This is a genomic window from Nocardia sp. NPDC004151 (assembly GCF_042874235.1).
In the GTDB taxonomy this organism is placed as follows: Bacteria; Actinomycetota; Actinomycetes; order Mycobacteriales; family Mycobacteriaceae; genus Nocardia.
The window spans coordinates 241,448-258,983 of the sequence record NZ_JBIAMR010000002.1 but is presented as its reverse complement, the minus strand read 5'-3'; the positions used below and the strand labels follow the sequence as shown (position 1 = coordinate 258,983).

Annotated in this window: 19 protein-coding genes; 4 read left to right on the top strand and 15 right to left on the bottom strand. The window is 69.2% G+C overall.

All coding sequences use genetic code 11. The annotated features are described in order from the left end of the window. The first annotated feature begins 26 nt into the window (after nt 1-26). The gene (locus tag ACFYTS_RS04810; protein ID WP_387301374.1) at nt 27-506 is read left to right on the top strand and encodes a MarR family winged helix-turn-helix transcriptional regulator; all 480 of its coding nucleotides are present in this window, start codon (nt 27-29) and stop codon (nt 504-506) included. Nucleotides 507-509: 3 nt separating this feature from the next. On the opposite strand, the gene ACFYTS_RS04805 is transcribed toward ACFYTS_RS04810, so the two are convergent. Next, nucleotides 510-944, bottom strand: a complete 435-nt coding sequence (locus ACFYTS_RS04805) for a MarR family transcriptional regulator (protein ID WP_357279973.1) — start codon at nt 942-944, stop codon at nt 510-512. A 119-nt stretch (nt 945-1,063) separates the two neighbouring features. Between ACFYTS_RS04805 and ACFYTS_RS04800 the strand changes: the two genes are divergently transcribed. Continuing rightward, on the top strand, nt 1,064-1,462 hold the full coding sequence (locus ACFYTS_RS04800; RefSeq protein ID WP_387301372.1) for a PPOX class F420-dependent oxidoreductase: 399 nt from the start codon (nt 1,064-1,066) through the stop codon (nt 1,460-1,462). 4 nt (nt 1,463-1,466) lie between these two features. Here the strand turns inward: ACFYTS_RS04800 and ACFYTS_RS04795 are convergent, their stop codons facing one another. Genes ACFYTS_RS04795 through ACFYTS_RS04785 form a run of 3 tightly spaced genes read right to left on the bottom strand, consistent with a single transcriptional unit; the run spans nt 1,467 to nt 4,439 of the window. Next, nucleotides 1,467-2,627 carry a class I SAM-dependent methyltransferase gene (locus tag ACFYTS_RS04795; protein ID WP_387301370.1) on the bottom strand — a complete coding sequence of 387 codons (1,161 nt, stop codon included), beginning with the start codon at nt 2,625-2,627 and terminating at the stop codon, nt 1,467-1,469. 19 nt (nt 2,628-2,646) lie between these two features. Next, nucleotides 2,647-3,624, bottom strand: coding sequence for a class I SAM-dependent methyltransferase (locus ACFYTS_RS04790; protein ID WP_357279435.1), 978 nt, complete (start codon nt 3,622-3,624; stop codon nt 2,647-2,649). Between the two features lie 35 nt (nt 3,625-3,659). Further along, a complete protein-coding gene (locus ACFYTS_RS04785) occupies nt 3,660-4,439 on the bottom strand; it encodes an enoyl-CoA hydratase-related protein (RefSeq protein WP_357279438.1) in 780 nt (259 codons plus the stop codon). A gap of 120 nt (nt 4,440-4,559) precedes the next feature. On the opposite strand from ACFYTS_RS04785, the gene ACFYTS_RS04780 reads away from it, so the two are divergent. Then, nucleotides 4,560-4,787, top strand: coding sequence for a hypothetical protein (locus ACFYTS_RS04780; RefSeq protein WP_387301368.1), 228 nt, complete (start codon nt 4,560-4,562; stop codon nt 4,785-4,787). A gap of 9 nt (nt 4,788-4,796) precedes the next feature. Here the strand turns inward: ACFYTS_RS04780 and ACFYTS_RS04775 are convergent, their stop codons facing one another. The 9 genes from ACFYTS_RS04775 to ctaD all read right to left on the bottom strand — a co-directional run bounded on the left by ACFYTS_RS04775 (nt 4,797) and on the right by ctaD (nt 13,241). Then, nucleotides 4,797-5,570, bottom strand: coding sequence for an NUDIX hydrolase (locus tag ACFYTS_RS04775; protein ID WP_357279976.1), 774 nt, complete (start codon nt 5,568-5,570; stop codon nt 4,797-4,799). A gap of 116 nt (nt 5,571-5,686) precedes the next feature. Next, a complete protein-coding gene (locus tag ACFYTS_RS04770; protein ID WP_357279442.1) occupies nt 5,687-6,184 on the bottom strand; it encodes a hypothetical protein in 498 nt (165 codons plus the stop codon). Nucleotides 6,185-6,402: 218 nt separating this feature from the next. Beyond that, nucleotides 6,403-7,233, bottom strand: a complete 831-nt coding sequence (locus tag ACFYTS_RS04765) for an ABC transporter ATP-binding protein (protein ID WP_357279445.1) — start codon at nt 7,231-7,233, stop codon at nt 6,403-6,405. Between the two features lie 25 nt (nt 7,234-7,258). Then, the gene (locus ACFYTS_RS04760) at nt 7,259-7,480 is read right to left on the bottom strand and encodes a hypothetical protein (RefSeq protein WP_357279447.1); all 222 of its coding nucleotides are present in this window, start codon (nt 7,478-7,480) and stop codon (nt 7,259-7,261) included. Between the two features lie 147 nt (nt 7,481-7,627). Further along, nucleotides 7,628-8,371 carry an aminoacyl-tRNA hydrolase gene (locus ACFYTS_RS04755; RefSeq protein WP_387301364.1) on the bottom strand — a complete coding sequence of 248 codons (744 nt, stop codon included), beginning with the start codon at nt 8,369-8,371 and terminating at the stop codon, nt 7,628-7,630. 21 nt (nt 8,372-8,392) lie between these two features. Next, complete coding sequence (locus ACFYTS_RS04750; RefSeq protein ID WP_387301362.1) at nt 8,393-8,866, bottom strand: protease inhibitor I42 family protein; 474 nt, start codon at nt 8,864-8,866, stop codon at nt 8,393-8,395. A 99-nt stretch (nt 8,867-8,965) separates the two neighbouring features. Then, nucleotides 8,966-10,195 carry a phosphoserine phosphatase SerB gene (gene serB / locus ACFYTS_RS04745; RefSeq protein ID WP_357279455.1) on the bottom strand — a complete coding sequence of 410 codons (1,230 nt, stop codon included), beginning with the start codon at nt 10,193-10,195 and terminating at the stop codon, nt 8,966-8,968. Nucleotides 10,196-10,308: 113 nt separating this feature from the next. Next, nucleotides 10,309-11,328, bottom strand: a complete 1,020-nt coding sequence (locus tag ACFYTS_RS04740) for an NAD(P)H-dependent flavin oxidoreductase (protein WP_387302059.1) — start codon at nt 11,326-11,328, stop codon at nt 10,309-10,311. 176 nt (nt 11,329-11,504) lie between these two features. Next, nucleotides 11,505-13,241: a cytochrome c oxidase subunit I gene (gene ctaD / locus ACFYTS_RS04735; RefSeq protein ID WP_357279457.1), complete on the bottom strand. Its 1,737-nt coding sequence runs from the start codon at nt 13,239-13,241 to the stop codon at nt 11,505-11,507. Nucleotides 13,242-13,523: 282 nt separating this feature from the next. Here ctaD and ACFYTS_RS04730 point away from each other — a divergent pair, with 282 nt between their 5' ends. Beyond that, nucleotides 13,524-14,567 (top strand): ABC transporter substrate-binding protein, encoded by a 1,044-nt coding sequence (locus ACFYTS_RS04730; protein WP_387302057.1) that lies wholly within the window; start codon nt 13,524-13,526, stop codon nt 14,565-14,567. A gap of 255 nt (nt 14,568-14,822) precedes the next feature. On the opposite strand, the gene nrdF is transcribed toward ACFYTS_RS04730, so the two are convergent. Together nrdF and mgtE are read right to left on the bottom strand one after the other, a co-directional pair. Further along, on the bottom strand, nt 14,823-15,785 hold the full coding sequence (gene nrdF, locus ACFYTS_RS04725) for a class 1b ribonucleoside-diphosphate reductase subunit beta (RefSeq protein ID WP_357279462.1): 963 nt from the start codon (nt 15,783-15,785) through the stop codon (nt 14,823-14,825). Nucleotides 15,786-16,029: 244 nt separating this feature from the next. Next, nucleotides 16,030-17,418, bottom strand: a complete 1,389-nt coding sequence (gene mgtE, locus ACFYTS_RS04720; RefSeq protein ID WP_387301358.1) for a magnesium transporter — start codon at nt 17,416-17,418, stop codon at nt 16,030-16,032. Between the last annotated feature and the right edge of the window lie 118 nt (nt 17,419-17,536).

The window sequence follows — 17,536 nt, the reverse complement described above, 5'->3', positions numbered from 1 at the left end:
TAACAAGCGACTGTAGGATGACAAGGGTGAAGGACAGCGACCCCGCGATCGTCGCCATCGAGCGCGCCATGGTGGCCATTCGCCGCAGCCAGAGCCGGCGCGCACTGAACAAGCTCGCGGCCCGAGCCGGGGGCCCGGCCGTGGATCCGACCCTGTTCGGCGTGCTGGACGCCGTCGAGGCCCGCGAGGGCGAGGTGGTGGTCACCGATATCGCCACCGCCCTGGGCGTGGACCAGCCGCGGGCCAGCCGGCTGGTGGCACGGGCGGTCGCCGAGGGTCTCGTGGAACGACGGGCCGATCAGGCCGACGCGCGACGCGTCCACCTGCACCTCACCGCCACCGCGCGCACCACCCTGGACCGTGCCCACGCGAATCGGCAGGCCGCGTTCGATGCCGCGACCGCCGGCTGGCCGGACCGCGACCGCACCGAATTCGCCCGGCTGCTCACCCGATTCGTCGCCGACTTCGAGACGGTCACCGCCGACCGGCCGGACGACGCCCGGTAGCGATCAGTCCGGACGGACCGATTCGAGGACGGTGGCGGCGCGCTCGAGCAGGTCGATGAGCGCGGCGCGCTCGGCCGCGGTGAACTCCGCCGCGAGTGCCCGTTCGACCGGGACCGCGCGTTTGTCGGCCGCCCGCATGACCTTGCGACCCTCGTCGGTGAGCCGGGTCTCGAGCACATTGCGATGCCACTCGTGCGGCGTGCGCTCGATGAGGCCGCGCTCGCGCAGGTTGGTGAGCACCGTGTTCATGGTGGGCGGGGTGACGCCGCAGCGGCGGGCCAGTTCGGCGGCGGAGATGCCCGGGTTCTCGCTCAGGACGTAGAGGGCCGCGTACTGCGGGATGGTCACGGCCGCGGGCTTGAGGGCGGCGTTCTTCGCGCCCATGAGCGCCTGCTCGGCGCGCTTGATATAGGTCCCCAGGCGCTCTTCGACCGGCATCGACGTCACCCCGGCATGATAGCTCACCTCCTTGTTAGAACCTTGACGATCGTTAGAGCTCTAATCTATCTTCGCTCTCATATTCCAATGTCATCTCTACCGTCTCGAAAGGCGTGCGCATGTCCCGCAGCGTGATTCCCGAGCAGTACACCGACCTGCTCACCCGGCCCCTGTTCGCGCACCTGGCGACGCTGAATCCCGACGGCACGCCGCAGGTCACCCCGATCTGGCAGATCTGGGACGGGGAGTTCCTGCGCTTCACCACCACGACGACCCGGGCCAAGCACCGCAATACCGCCCGCGACCCGCACGTGGCGGTCAGCATCAACGATCCCGAGGCCCCGTACCGCTACCTCGAGATCCGGGGCGTCATCGAACGCGTCGACACCGATGCCGAGGGCGAATTCTTCGATGTCCTCGCGCAGCGTTACGGACTCCCCTACGACAAGCCCGTGGGCGACCACCCCGATCGCGTCGTGCTGGTGATGCGGCCGACGCACGCGACCTATCAGGGCTGAGGCCCTAGGGGGTGGAGCAGAGGAAAACCGTTGCCGCGCGGCCGATTCTGGTGACGACGAGGGTGTGCGGCACCGAGCCGCGGGGTTTGATGCGGGCGCGCAGGGCGTCGGGGTCGATATCGACGCCGCGGGTGAGGATTTCGAGGGGGCCGCAGTCGCGGCGGTGGAGTTCGGCGCGGAGGGGCTTCTCGCGGAATTCCATGCGGTCCAGGACGCGGAAGCCGCGGACGCCGGCGGGGACCTTGTCGCCGGTGAGGTAGGCGATGCGGGGATCCAGTTGCCACAGGCCGTGTTTCGCGGCGTAATGGCGGACCAGGCCCGCGCGGACGACGGCGCCGTCCGGATCGATGATCCACTCCCCCGGCTCGCGTTCGGGGATGTCATCGGGGGCGGCATCGGTGAGGGTCCAGGGGTCGGCCGTCGCGGACAGGACCGTCGCGCGGCGGGTGACGCCCGGTTCGGTGAGACCCGGTGACCACAGGCAGGCTTCGCGGACCGCGCCGTCGAGGGAGACGACCTCGACCTCGCCCGACCAGCCGAGGGTGTCGAAATCCAGTCCGGGAGCGCATTTCACGGCCAGGTCGCGGCCGGAGTAGGCGGTGAGCAGGTCCGGCAGCGGCGGCTGGAGTTTGGCCGGATCGTGGGTGCGTCGGCCGTCGGCGCGGCGGGCGGGATCGGCGATCACCACGTCGGCGGTGCTGCACGGAACCAGCGCGTCGGCCTTGGCCAGCAGCACATTTCGCGCCCCGGCGTTGTGGGCGGCCATGGCCAGCCGGATGTCGTCGAGGTCGCTGCCGATGACGGCGGGACAGACCGCCGCGAGCGCGGCCAGTTCCGCGCCGATCGAGCAGGTGACGTCGTGGACGGTGCGCCCGGCGAGCCGTTGGGCGCGGTGCGCGGCCACCGCCGACGGGGTCGCCTGCTGGAGGGCGTCGTCGGTGAACAGCCAGTCCCCGGCGTCGGCCAGTTTGGCGGTGGCCCGGCGGCGCAGGCGGACGGTTTCGACCAGGGCCGCGGCCCGGTCGCCGTGCCCGCGGCGGATGCGCTCCAGATCCTTGAGGAGCGAGGCGGAGGAAAGCGCGACATCGCCCACCTCGGCCAGAGCCGCCGCGCCGGCGGCACTGGAGAGGTAGGCGATGTCGTCGCGAGTGAAGGCGTAGCCCACGGAGTTTCGCGGAGTCGGCCTACTTGGCGGACGCGCCGGGCTTCACGCCGGTGATCATGGCGTTGTAGAAGAACTGGCGGGGCACCACGTGGCGCAGCACCTTCTCGTCGAGGGCGGAGAACGCCAGCCACGCCTTGTACTGAGCCATGCGGTAGCCGATGGTCAGCTTCTCCTCGGGCACGGCGGCCTCGAAGGTGCGGACCGGCCAGCCCCACAGGGCGGCGGCGAATTCCTCGGTCTTGGCCTGCACCTCGACGGCGCCCGCGCTGCGGGCCATCCGCTCCAGGTCGGAGGGGTCGAAGGTGTGCAGGTCGACGACGGCCTCGAGGGCCGCGGCGCGCGAGGACTCGTCGAGCTCGGACTGCGGGCGACGCCAGCCGCTCAGGAACGGCAGCTTGGTGACCGTGGTGGTGACCTTCCAGGTGACCTGGCCCAGGCGACGCGCGTAGATGTTGCCGATGGTGGTCGGCTCACCGGCGAAGACGAAGCGACCGCCCGGCTTCAGCACGCGCAGGCACTCCTTGAGCGCGAGTTCCACATCGGGGATGTGGTGCAGCACGGCGTGGCCGACGACCAGGTCGAAGGTGTCGTCCTCGTAGGGGATGGTCTCGGCGTCGGCTACGCGACCGTCGACGTCGAGGCCCAGGTTCTGGCCGTTGCGGGTGGCGACCTTGACCATGCCCGGCGACAGGTCCGTGACCGAGCCACGCTCGGCCACGCCCGCCTGCATCAGGTTCAGCAGGAAGAAGCCGGTGCCGCAGCCGAGTTCGAGGGCCCGCTCGTAGGGCAGCTCGGCGGACGGGGCGACGGCGTCGAAGCGACCCTTGGCGTACTCGATGCAGCGCTCGTCGTAGGAGATCGACCACTTGTCGTCGTAGGTCTCGGCTTCCCAGTCGTGATACAGGACCTGGGCGAGCTTGTTGTCGCTATACGCGGCCTGGACCTCGGCCTCGGTGGCGTGCGGGTTCGGCGCGGGGTCTTCAGGACCAACTGTCATGCAGGCAAGCCTAATGAATAGCCCGGTGAGCGGTGTTATCGGGCCACTGAACGACCGGTGAACGGGACCGCATCCGGTCCGTCGACCAAATAAGAACGTGTTCCAACCTGCTGATCCTCGGTTCCGAACAGGTCAGCCCACTCGCGGCGGGCCCGATCATGACCATGTGTACCGGCCTCGAAGACCCGTTTCGCGGCCGCGATCGCCGCACCCGGACCACCCGCGAACTGCCCCGCCCAGCGCAGTGCGGCGGCGAACACATCGTCGGGCGCCACCACCTCGTCGACAAGGCCCAGCGCCGCGGCCTCCTTCGGATCCACGAAACGTCCGCTGTACACCAGATCCTTGGCGTGCGACGGCCCGATCAGCAGGCTCAGGCGGCGAATGCCCGCCAGCGGGATCAGCCCGGCTTTGATCTGCGGCAGACCCAGTTTCACGTTGTCGCCGATGATGCGGCGATCCGCCGCCAGCGCCAGTTCCAGCCCCGCGCCCAGCGCGTAGCCGCTGATCGCCGCGACCGTCGGCTGCGGCAACCGGGCCAGGCAGCCCAGCGCCGACTGGAAGTCCGCCACCACGGCCTGCGCCTGCTCCGGGGTGAGGCGGGCCAGCTCGGCCAGCTCGTCGCCGGCGCTGAACACCCGCGCGTCGCCGTAGACCACCACGGCCGCGATCGACCCGTCGGCCGCGATCTCGTCGGCGGCGGCCGCCACCTCGAGCGCCACCTGCAGATCGATCAGATTCATCGGGGGGCGGGCGATGCGGAGCACCGCGACACCCTCTGCCACGCCCCGGTCCACGGTCACGAATTCGGCCACAGCCGATCACCCTACTTCGGGCACTGGATAGGGTGTCCCTCCGCCCGTGCGGGCGTGCTCGATCGTGGAGTTCTTATGCGTGACATGTGGTGCCCCAGCTGCGACTCGACCCTGCCGGTCGTGGCGAGCCGATGCCCCTTCTGCTCGGCGGAGCGCCCGCCCGAACCCGAACCGCCGCCGTCGTATTGGCTGCGCGTGTTCGCGGTGGCACTGATCCAGGTCGGGCTGCCGGTCACGGTCGGGGTCGGAATCCAGGCCCACGTGGTGGCCGCGGCCGTGGCCCTCGGATTCGCGGTGAGCGCCATGCTGTGGAGCCTGGTGTGGGCCGCGGCCACGCCGCAACACTGAGCTACCGACCTACTCGGGTCGCTGCGAGCCCCGGATGCGGGCGTTTTCCGGCAGTTCGGCGAAGTAGCGGTCGGCGTCCGGGAAGGCCAGCGCCGGGCCCTCGGCCTCGGGGTCGTAGACCGGCATGATCGGGACGATGGTGCGGTCGGCGGCGAGAATCTCGGCGGTGGAGGCGAATTCGCCGAGCGCCGCGAGCTGGGTCCAGGTCGGCGGCAGCAGCACGTCCAGACCCTCGTGCCAGCGGCGGATGGCCTCGGCGGGCGTGCACCAGGTGACGACCTCGGCCTCGGAGGTGGCGCCGTCGGCCAGCTGCCCCTGCGGCAGCACGGCCACGAAGAAGCGGGTGTCGTAGCGGCGCGGCTCGATCACCGGGGTGATCCAGTTGTCCCAGGGGCGCAGCAGGTCGGCGCGCAGCACCAGATTCTCGCGGGTGAGGAATTCGGCGAAGGACAGTTCGCGGCGTTCCAGCTGCCCGCGCGCCTCGGCGTAGACGGCGGTGTCGGTGACCACGGTGTCGGCGGTCGGACCGGCCAGCAGCACGCCGCATTCCTCGAAGGTCTCGCGGACGGCCGCGCAGATCAGCGCCTGCGCGCGGCCCGCGTCGATGCCGAATCGCTCGGCCCACCAGGCGGCGTCGGGTCCGGCCCAGTCCAGGGCGACCGACGCGTCGGAGGGGTCGACGCCGCCGCCGGGGAAGACGGTCATCCCGGCGGCGAAGGCCATGCCGCCGACACGGCGCTGCAGGAACACCTCGGGCCCGTGCGCGCCGTCGCGCACCAGCATGACCGTGGACGCGTCCTTGACCGGACGCGCGGCGGGCTGGGATCCGGGCTGTGCAACTGTCTCGCTCACATTCCGCACCATAACCCTTACCCGAGCGAAATAACATCGGCCCTGATTCACTCGGTCAAATGGACTGATCCGGTGCGGGTTTCGATGACGGGCGGCCCGGCGGGATCCGGATGCCGGGTCCAGGTGCCCTCGACCTTGCCGGTCCGGTAGTTCTGCACCTGGCTGACCACGGCCCCGGAATCGTCGGTCCAGGTAACCAGGAAGATGCCCGCCTCGATGGGCGCGACCGCGACCGGGGTATTCGTCCGGTGTCCGGTGTCGGCGGCGGTGTAGGTGAGGCTGCGGCCGTCGGCGGCGAAGGTGATGGTGCCGCCCGAGCCGACGTCATAGGTGAGCTGCGCGGTCTTGCCGTTCAGGTCCGCGGGCACCGCGGCCTTGCCCAGCGTCTCGGCGGCATGTGACTTCGAAACCTGCTGGGCCGCCGGTGGATCGGCGACGCAGCCGGTGGCGGCGAGAGCGACGGCGAGGACCGCGAGGGCGCCGGTGCCCCGGGACGCAATGGGACCGGTCGCCCGGTCTGCGATGGCACCGATAGTCCGGCCCACGGCCAGCTCCCTCCGTCAGCGGCAGTTGCGGACAGTTTGCCCGGCAGCCACATCCGGCGCAATCGCAGCGCGCCGCGATTCCCGAAGTGACAACTGATCTCGTTGCGATGGGGCTAACTCGCCGGGTACCCCCAGGATTGCGTGGGCACCCGACGCGGGCACGGGTTGCCAACCGGCCACGGCTCCCGGCCGGCCGCTGAAGTCGCGGAGAGGAGGGGCTAGCTTCGGTGGCGCCCGAAACGCTGGCTTCGGCGGGCGAAGTAGCGGCCGTCGATACGGTCCAGCTGGATCGACTGCCGGAACGCCTCGCTCAGGTTCTCCGAGGTCAGCACGTCGGTGAGCAGACCCTGTGCGACCACCGCGCCCTCGTTGAGCAGCAGCCCGTGGGTGAAGCCCGGCGGGATCTCCTCCACGTGGTGGGTGACCAGCACGGTGGCGGGTGCGTCCGGGTCCGCGGCCAGGTCGCCGAGACGCTCGACCAGTTCCTCACGACCGCCCAGATCGAGTCCGGCGGCCGGTTCGTCGAGCAGCAGCAGTTCCGGGTCGGTCATGAGCGCGCGGGCGATGAGCACGCGTTTGCGCTCGCCCTCGGAGAGGGTGCCGTAGGTGCGGTCGGAAAGGTGTTCCGCGCCCAGGCTTTCCAGAATATCGATGGCTCGGTCGGTATCCATGTCGTCGTAGCGCTCGCGCCAGCGACCCATGACCGCGTAGCCCGCCGAGACGACGAGATCGGCGACCTTCTCGTCGATCGGCACCCGGCTGGCGATGGCGGCGGAGGAAATTCCGATCCGCGGGCGTAGTTCGTTGATATCGACCCGCCCCAGGGTTTCGCCGAGCAGATTGGCGATTCCGGAGGTGGGGTGCATTTCGGCGGCGGCCATCCGCAGCAGTGAGGTCTTGCCGGCGCCATTGGGGCCGAGCACGACCCAGCGTTCGTCCAATTCCACCTGCCAGGTGACCGGACCCACCAAGGTATGTCCGGAACGTCGGACGGTGACGTCGCTGAAATCGATGAGCAGATCGGGATCCGGTTGCGGCACGGGGTCCATCTTGGCCCACCACCCTGGACGATCGTCAACGTGGTGGCTGAATCCGGGGCGTGTCCTCTCCGGAAGTGCGGGGACGATAAGCGATTTCATGGGTGCCCGTATCGAATTCCGGTAGATCGCACTCGGGGCCCCCCATTCCCCGGCCCCGCGCATCGCCGCTCGTGGAGCGGAACATCCGTGCCAGGATCAGCGCCACCGGGATCGAGAGCACCGTCCACACGATGAGAACAACCAGCAATGTTGTCATTTCGTGGTTTCCTTTCGAGGAAACTCGTGAATCGATCCTGGACCACCCGGTCGGGGAAGTCGATACGCCCTACCCATATAGGTCAGCACGCCGACCCTTCGGTTTCGCTAGTGCGCCATTCGTGCCGCCGCCTCCGTGCCGTCCGACCTACGGCACCGCGATCACGGTCATCGACCCCGGGGCCACCTCCGTGAACCCGGCGTCACGCACCGCCACCGCGTCGCCCCGGGCCACCCGCCGTCGCAATTCCGCCCAGTGGCCCGGATCGGCCTCCGCGACAGTGCACCGAAACCCGGTGGCGGCCCACGCATACGCGTGCCGCACCGGTAGGGCGCCTGCCAGCAACATGCTGGCATGCCCTACCTGTGCCGCTGCCTTCCCCACAGTCATACCCAATTCCGAGTCCACCCATAGCACCGGAGCTTCCGGATCGATCGCGATGTCCGCCTCCTCCGGTAGCTCGGTTCCGCTGATCTGGAGCCGGCGGATCCGCGGATCCACGTCCCCGACCGGTCCCGGCACCAGCGCCCGCGCCTGCGCGCCCCCGAAATCGACGGTGACACCGTCGACTTCCTGCGCCGCCAGCCACTGCGCCCCGCGGGCGCGGCGCGCCACCTTCCGGATGCGCGAACGCTTCCAGGTCAGATAGCGCTCCTCCCATTCCCCGCCCGGCCCGACCCGTTCGTCCAGGCACAACGCGACCACCGCCGAGGCGGCGGCCGCCAGCAGCGCCGACCTCGCGGGCGGATCGTCCTTCGGAATGTGCAACACCATCTGCATGGCCTGGACCAGAGCCGGGTCGGCGGGATCGCCCCCGCCTCCGTAGCCCCGGGCCAGTTCCGCGTGCCTGGCCTCGAAACCGGCATCGACGGTGGATCCAACGCTCGACACAACCACTCCTACAACGACGTTCTAGCGCACCGTCAGGTTCACGGTGAACCGCTTGGCGGGCTCGACGCCCTGTTCCCAGGCCCGCATGTACGCCAGGATCAGCGTCGTGGAGCCGGGGGCCACGGCCACGAAATTCAGCACCGATTCGCCGCCGACGCCGACCTTGCCGTCCGGGTTGGGGTCCTGCTCGTACTCGGGTGAACCGTTCTGCTTCACCACGTTCTGGTCCAGCGCACCCAGCTGCCAGCCGAATCCGGTGGTCGGATTCGCCTCGAGGGTGACGATCAGGCCCTGTCCCACAGCCAGACTCACGTCCTTGCCGTCGGAGTCCGCACCGATCCGCTCGGCCGCACGGTCCGCGGGGGTCGCCCGCACGGCGGTGGTGCCCGCGACACTCGTCGCCGAGACCGGTCGCGCCTCGTTCGGATCGGTGGTGCCGCAAGCGGCCAGCGCGAGGCCGGCCATCACCATCACCAGCGGCATACGCACACCCACTCGGACTCCTTCGGTCATCGCCGGGTTTCCGACCACGGTACCGAGCGCGGAGCCGAGGGTGGCGCAAGCGAATTGGACGCGTTGCGGCTACCGCACGGTTTACCGCGGCAGCGGCACCCGGCGGATACCGCCGTCGCGGGCGTCGGCGGCCTCGACCTCGTCGCGGGTGACGCCCAGGATGAACAGCACCGCGTCCAGGAACGGATGCGACAGCGCGGCATCGGCGACCTCGCGCAGCGCGGGCTTGGCGTTGAACGCGATACCCAGCCCCGCGGCATTGAGCATGTCGATGTCATTGGCGCCGTCGCCGACCGCGACGGTCTGCTCCATGGCCACGCCCGTCTCGGCCGCGAACCGGCGCAGCGCAACGGCTTTCGCGGCGCGGTCGACGATCTCGCCGGTGACGGCACCGGTCAGCTTGCCGTCGCGGATCTCGAGGGTGTTGGCCTGCACGAAGTCCAGTTCCAGTTCGTGCGCGAGCGGCTCGATGACCTGGCGGAAGCCGCCGGACACCACGCCGCAGCGGAAGCCCAGGCGGCGCAGGGTGCGAATGGTGGTGCGGGCGCCCGGAGTGAGCTCGATGCGCTCGGCGACCTCGTCGATGACCGAGGCGTCCAGCCCGGCCAGGGTGGCAACGCGCTGGCGCAGCGATTCGGAGAAGTCGATCTCGCCGCGCATGGCGGCCTCGGTGACCGCGCGGACCTCGTCCTCGACACCGGCGTGCGCGGCCAGCATCTCGATGACCTCGCCCTGGATCAGGGTGGAGTCCACGTCGAACACGATGAGCCGCTTGGCCCGTCGCGCCAGACCGGCCTTCTCGACCGCGACGTCCACGCTCTCCTTGGCGGCCACCGCCGACAGCGCGGTGCGCAGCTCGGTCTCGGTGCCCGCGTCGGCGGCGGGGACGGTCACCAGCAGTTCCAGACCGGTGACCGGGTAGTCGGCGATGCCCCGGATGGAGTCGATGTTCACGCCCTGCGCGGCGAGCTTGCGCGCGATGGCGCTGAAGGCGCGGGCGGTGACCGGCGAACCCAGCACCACGACCGCGTGGGTGGACAGTTTGGCGCCCGATACGGCGCTGGCCCCGATCTCCACGGCCACGTCCATGCCGATCGACGCCATGGCGTCCTCGAGCTGATCCTGCAGCGACTCGGGGTCGGTGGGACACGACACCAGCACGCCCAGGGTGAGGCGGCCCCGGATGACGACCTGCTCCACATCCAGCAGGCTGACACCGTTGTTGGCCAGCGCGGCGAGTAGCACCGACGTGACGCCCGGCTTGTCGGGTCCGGTGACCGTAACCAGAACCGTCGTGTCAGACGCGCTCAATCGATGACTCCTTGTCCCTGGCACTGCGTGGCCCGCCCGACATGCGGCGGCAGCTCATTCTGTCAGGTCGGCCCGACCGGGACCGCGCCGACGTCCGCCCACGGTGGCGGGCATCACGCTCGCGCGACGCCGGAACACAATTCGCCCAGGATCTCGGCGACCGGCCGCACCGCCGTGACCAGCCCGACCCCCTGCCCCGCGTCGACCGGCGCGATCCGCGGATCGTCGGCGGCATCGGCGGCGGCCAGCTGGGCTCGCGCGGCGGCGGCCTGGTCGGCTCGAGCGGTCGCGGCGGCCCCGGCCGGTTCGGGTTCGGAGGTGGCGCCCGACAACTCGTCGATCCGGTCGTGCCAGCGGGCCGTGAAATCGTTGCGCAGCACCCGGGCCGGAAACCGCTGCGGCCAGGGCAGTTCCATGCCGACGTCGAAGGCGCGCGTGACGATGGTGTCGGTGCCCTGCGCGGCGAGCAGCGCGCGGCGACCGCCCGGGGCGAGCAGCGATTCCTCGGCGGCCGCCAAGGCGGTGCCCAGCCAGACCCCCGCGGCCCCCGCCGCCAGCATCGCGGCGACCCCGCGCGCGGAACCGATGCCACCGGCGGCCAGCACCGGACCGGGCACGGCGTCGAGCACCGCTTCCAGCAACGGCAGCGTGGCGAGCTCGGGCGCACCGTGCCCGCCGCCCTCGAGACCGCGCGCGACCAGCACGTCGATCCCGGCGTCGCGGGCGCGCCGAGCATCCTCGACCGTGTAAACCTGTGTCGCCGTCCGGATTCCGGCCGCGCTGGCGCGGGTGGCCCACGACGGATCCGTCCCGAAGCTCACCGACAGCAGGGCGGGTTTCGCCGCGAGGGCGAGGTCGAGGAGTCCCGGTCGCGCGGCGGCCACCCAGTCGACCAACCCGATTCCGATCGGGCCGGCCGCGGGCGCTGTGGCGTCCCCCATCAGTTCGCGTTCGAGCGCGGGCAGTTCGCGTTCGAGGGCGGCCACGGCGAGCTCGCGTTCGAGCGCCTCGACCGAGCCCGCGCTGCCCATTCCGATCATGCCCAGTCCCCCGGCGGCCGCGACCGCGACCGCGAGCCGGCCCCCGGCGACTCCACCCATGGGCGCGTTCACGATCGGCACCCGCAATCCCATCGCGTCCGACCAGTCGGTCCGCAGTCCCGCATCCTCCGTCACCCGACCATGAAAGCGCGCCGCGGCCATCGGCGTCCGCTCGGCCCCGTCGTACGCCGGTGGTCCCCCACTCCATAACGCAACGCGGCACCCATCCGAGGACGGGTGCCGCGTTGGATGTTCCGGCTGTCAGGCGACTAGTGCGACGCCTTCTCCAGCTCGTGCACAGTGTGGGACTTGGAGCCCCAGCCCACGTGGGCCTCGGCGCGCATGCGCTCGACCATGTGCGGGTAGTGCAGCTCGAACGCGGGACGCTCGGAGCGGATGCGCGGCAGCTCGTAGAAGTTGTGCCGCGGCGGCGGGCAGGAGGTCGCCCACTCCAGGGAGTTGCCGTAGCCCCACGGGTCGTCCACGGTCACGACCTCGCCGTAGCGGTAGGACTTGAAGACGTTCCAGATGAACGGCAGCATCGACGAACCCAGGATGAAGGCACCGATCGTGGAGATGGTGTTCAGGGTGGTGAAGCCGTCGCTCGGCAGGTAGTCGGCGTACCGACGCGGCATACCCATGTTGCCCAGCCAGTGCTGCACCAGGAACGTGGTGTGGAAGCCGACGAAGGTGGCCCAGAAGTGCCACTTGGCGAGGCGCTCGTCCATCATGCGGCCGGTCATCTTCGGGAACCAGAAGTAGATGCCCGCGAAGGTGGCGAACACGATGGTGCCGAAGAGCACGTAGTGGAAGTGCGCCACCACGAAGTAGGTGTCCGACACGTGGAAGTCCAGCGGCGGCGAGGCCAGGATGACGCCCGACAGACCACCGAAGAGGAAGGTCACCAGGAAGCCGACCGACCAGAGCATCGGCGACTCGAAGGTGAGCTGACCTCGCCACATGGTGCCGATCCAGTTGAAGAACTTCACACCGGTCGGGACCGCGATGAGGAACGTCATGAACGAGAAGTACGGCAGCAGCACCGCACCGGTCGCGTACATGTGGTGCGCCCACACGGCGATGGACAGGGCCGCGATACCCAGGGTCGCGTAGACCAGGGTGGTGTAACCGAAGATCGGCTTGCGAGAGAAGACCGGGTAGATCTCCGAGACGATGCCGAAGAACGGCAGCGCGATGATGTACACCTCGGGGTGGCCGAAGTACCAGAACAAATGCTGGTAGAGCAGCACGCCGCCGTTGGCCGGGTCGTAGATGTGGCCGCCCAGGTGGCGGTCGTAGGCCAGGCCGAACAGGGCCGCGGTGAGCAGCGGGAAGGCCAGCAGGATCAGCACCGAGGTGACGAGGATGTTCCAGGTGAAGATCGGCATCCGGAACATGGTCATACCCGGGCAGCGCAGGCAGACCACGGTGGTGATCATGTTGACGCCACCGAGGATGGTGCCCAGACCGGAGACGGCCAGACCCAGGATCCACAGGTCGGCGCCGACGCCGGGCGAGTGGACGATGTCCGACAGCGGGGTGTACGCGGTCCAGCCGAAGTCCGCCGCGCCGCCGGGGGTGATGAAGCCGGCCGTCGCCATCGAGCCGCCGAACAGGTACAGCCAGTAGCTGAACGCGTTCAGACGCGGGAAGGCGACGTCAGGGGCGCCGATCTGCAGCGGCAGGATGATGTTGGCGAAGCCGAACACGATCGCGGTCGCGTAGAAGAGCAGCATGATCGTGCCGTGCATGGTGAACAGCTGGTTGAACTGTTCCGGCGACAGGAACTGCATGCCCGGGCGGGCGAGTTCGGCGCGCATGAGCAGCGCCATGATGCCGCCGACCATGAAGAAGGAGATGGCCGTCACCAGGTACATGACGCCGAGAACCTTCGGGTCCGTCGTGGTGACCATCTTGAAGATGAACGATCCCTTCGGACCCGTCCTTTGAGGATAGGGCCGCTCCGCCTCCACAAGGCTGGCCGGCCGCGGTTCTACGGCAGTCACGAAACCTCCACAGGTATGCCATCGTTCGTACGCTGCTTCCGGCGTCCGGTTCGGCAACATGACGAACGACGGTGGCTTGCGCTGTGACAGATCGTAAACCGTGTTCCATCGGCGCTCGCCGCGGGTCCTACTCTCTGTCGTATTTCGGCGGTGCCCGGGTCGTGAACGGCCCGAGCGCCGGTGTCGTAATTGGGTGTCGCGGGGCGCGGCTGTAGGCTGCCCCGCATGCCGGTGCGCGAGTCCGCTTCCACCCGAAACACGTTCGCCTCCACCTTCTCCCCTATGCGGCATTTGCGCAGTGTGGGATTGGTCTCGGCGGCAACCCTGCTGACGGTTGGCCTGGCCGCGGGGTGCGCGAAGACCGATGACAACTCGGCGTCGATCGTGCGCACCACCACCAATATCGCGGGTGCGGGCGTGGTCGGGATCGAGCGCGACACCACCAAGGCGTGCGCGCTGCCGACGGCCCCCGACTCGACCGGCGGTACCCGCGCCGTCGCACACGCTGCCGGTTCCGCGGACGTGCCCGCCGACGCCAAGCGCATCGTGGTGCTGTCCACCCCCGCCCTGGACGCCGCGTGCGCGCTGGGCCTGTGGGAGCGCGTGGTCGGCGCGGCCACCGTCGCCGGGCCGACGCCGCAACCGTCGTATCTGGGCTCCGGGATCTCCGCGATCCCGGCGGTGGGCACGGTGGACAGCCCCGATCCGGCGAGGATCGCGGAGCTGAAGCCGGATCTGATCATCGGCCCCGCCGCCGACCGCGGCCGCTACGACGCCCTGAAGTCCATCGCCCCGACCGTCCTGGTCGGCGACGATCACGGCTGGCAGGCCACCTTCACCGGTGTCGCGGAGGCCCTCAACCGCAAGACCGCGGGGGCCAAGGCCCTCGACGACTACCGCACCGCGGCGCGCGACACCGGCGTCGCCGCCAACTCCGCGCTCACCCAGGCGTCGGTGATCCGCTTCGAGCCCAAGACGATTCAGGTGCAGGGCGGCAACACCTTCGCCGCCCAGGTGCTCGGCGACGCGGGCGTGCAGCGCCCGCAGGCGCAGCGCGGCAACTCGTTCGACGTCTCCAGCCTGAGCACCGAGGCCGACCGCGACAAGCTCGAGGGCGACCTGATCTTCCTCATGTTCGACGGCAAGGACGGCCTCGAGTACGGCAAGTCGATCATGAAGGGCGACAACTGGAAACAGCTCGGCGCGGTCAGCGACCGCCGCGAGTTCGCCGTCGACGACACCATCTGGCACGGCAGCGGCATCACCGCCGCCCGCGCCCTGCTCGAGGACGTCCGCAACAACCTCAACGGCTACGTCGCCGACTGATCCACGCCCGCCGCACGGGCTGATTCGATCCGGCGCTCGGCCCGATGACGTGGGGAAGTCGCCACCCGGCCGAGCACCGACCGCGAAGTTCACCAGCCGACCGTGAACAACTCGTGATGACCGGTATTCCCCGCGGACACACCCGACAAACGCGGTTGTTTCAGCAGCCGTGAACACGGCCCTCGACAGCCAACGGCCCCGAGCGGATTCGCTCGGGGCCGTTGGCTTTTCAGGCGGGTGGGGCGACGCGGGGCGTCAGAATTCCCAGTCCTCGTCCTCGGTGTTGACGGCCTTGCCGATGACGTAGCTGGAGCCCGAGCCGGAGAAGAAGTCGTGGTTCTCGTCGGCGTTCGGGGACAGGGCCGAGAGGATGGCGGGGTTGACCTCGCACTCGTCCTTGGGGAACAGGCCCTCGTAGCCGAGGTTCATCAGCGCCTTGTTGGCGTTGTAGCGCAGGAACTTCTTGACGTCCTCGGTGAGGCCGACCTCGTCGTAGAGGTCCTGGGTGTACTCGACCTCGTTCTCGTAGAGCTCGAAGAGCAGCTCGAAGGTGTAGGCCTTGAGCTCCTCACGCTCGGCCTCGGAGACCAGCTCCAGACCCTTCTGGTACTTGTAGCCGATGTAGTAGCCGTGCACGGCCTCGTCGCGGATGATCAGGCGGATCATGTCGGCGGTGTTGGTCAGCTTGGCCCGCGAGGACCAGTGCATGGGCAGGTAGAAGCCGGAGTAGAACAGGAACGACTCCAGCAGGGTGGAGGCCACCTTGCGCTTGAGCGGGTCCTCGCCGTTGTAGTACTCGAGCACGATCTCGGCCTTGCGCTGCAGGTTCCGGTTCTCCTCGGACCAGCGGAAGGCCTCGTCGATCTCCCGGGTGGAGCACAGCGTGGAGAAGATCGAGCTGTAGCTCTTGGCGTGCACCGACTCCATGAACGCGATGTTGGTCATCACCGCTTCCTCGTGCGGGGTGATCGCGTCGGGGATGAGGCTGACCGCGCCGACCGTGCCCTGGATGGTGTCGAGCAGGGTCAGACCGGTGAACACCCGCATGGTGAGTTGCTTCTCATTGGCGGTCAGCGTGTTCCACGACGGGATGTCGTTGGACACCGGGACCTTTTCCGGCAACCAGAAGTTGCCGGTGAGTCGATCCCAGACCTCCGAGTCCTTCTCGTCCTGCACGCGGTTCCAGTTGATCGCACTAACTCGATCGATGAGCTTCACGCCCCGCTCACACACCCTTCTCAGCTTCCGGACCCTGCGAATTCCCTTGCCATGAACACTACTACTGGTAGGTGACATCCCCGCGCAGCACAATAGGTTGTGTCTTCACGTATCTATCGCGTTGTCCTGCGAGAATCCGAAACGGAGATGGGCAAGCACGTCACCAACGGCAGAAAATTACAGCGGTGCAATCCGTCACAGCGCACCGGGGTAGGCCCCTCCTGACCCGCCCCGGGTTAGCCGATCAGATGCCGAGCACCACCTTCGCGGTGGTGAAGTAGATGACCAGACCGGTGGCGTCGACCAGCGTGGTCACCATGGGCGCGGAGATGACGGCCGGGTCGATGCGCAGTTTCTTGGCCAGCAGCGGCATGGTGCCGCCGATGGTGGCCGCCCACCCGCAGATGATCACCAGCGCGATGCCGACCACCACCGCGATCTTCAGGCCCACGAACAGTGTGCCGATCACCATGCCGATGGCGGCCAGCATGCAGCCCAGCAGCAGCCCGACCCGGCATTCGCGCCAGATCACCGCGAGCAGATCCGAGACCCGCACCTCGCCGACCGCGAGCGCGCGCACGCAGGTGGTGGCCGCCTGCGCGCCCGCGTTGCCGCCCGAGCCGATGAGCAGGGGGATGAACAGCGCCAGGTGCGCGGCCTGTTCGAGGGTGGGCTCGAAGAAGTTGGTGACGGTGACCGTGAGGGTCGCCGCGACCAGCAGCAGCATCAGCCACAGCGCCCGGTAGCGGGCCAGCTGGAACACGCCCGCGGCCATGTAGTGGCCCGACCACGGGGAGGTTCCGGCCTGCCGCGCCATGTCCTCGGAGTCGGCCGCCTCGATCACCTCGACGGCGTCGTCGATGGTGAGCAGCCCGACCAGTCGGTCCTCGCTGTCCACCACCGGCAGGTTGATCAGGTTGGCGCCCTGCATGAGCCGGGCCGCCTTCTCCGCGGATCCGGTGGCGCGCGCCGAGACCGGTTCGGACGCAATGAGTTCGGCGATCATGGTGTCGGGCGAGCCGAGCACCAGGTCGCGCAGTTCGACCACGCCGATGAGACGGCGGCCCGAATCCACCACGGGCAGCGTATAAACCGTCTCGGCGGTCGCCCCCTTGGCGCGCACCATGTGCAGCGCCTCGCCGACGGGCAGATTCCGCGGCAGCGCAACGACTTCCGGGGTCATGTAGAACCCGACGGACCCCTCCGGGTAGCCGAGCAGTCCGGCGGTCATGCGCCGTTCGTGCGGGCTGAGCCCGGCCAGCACCCGCTTGGCCACCTTGGCGGGGACCTCGCGCAGCATGCGGGCGCGGTCGTCGGGATCCATGCCCTCGACCAGGTCGCGGAAGCTCTGATCGCGCAGTCCGGCCAGGATCTGCTGCTGGTCCACGGGCTCGAGCTCCTCGAACACGGCCAGCGCGCGGTCCTTGTCGAGCAGCCGGAAGGACATGACCGCGGTGACGGCGTCCATGCGGGCGAGCTCGTCGGCGATGACGTGCGGCGGATGGTTGTCGAGCCATTCCACGGCGGGCGTCAGGTGGTGGCAGTCGACGATGTCGCGCAGCGAATCCCGTTCGGGCACAGGAATATCGGCGGCGACCGTGGACACGGCAGGGGGCAGTTCGGTCTGCGTCATGGCGAAACCTCGGCCGGGTGGCGGTTGAGGGTGGTCGGGGGTACCGGATCACACCGCGGGCACCGCACCCACCCGTCGCCAGAAAGCTGTCCTATCGACGGAATCCGAGAGCGATGCC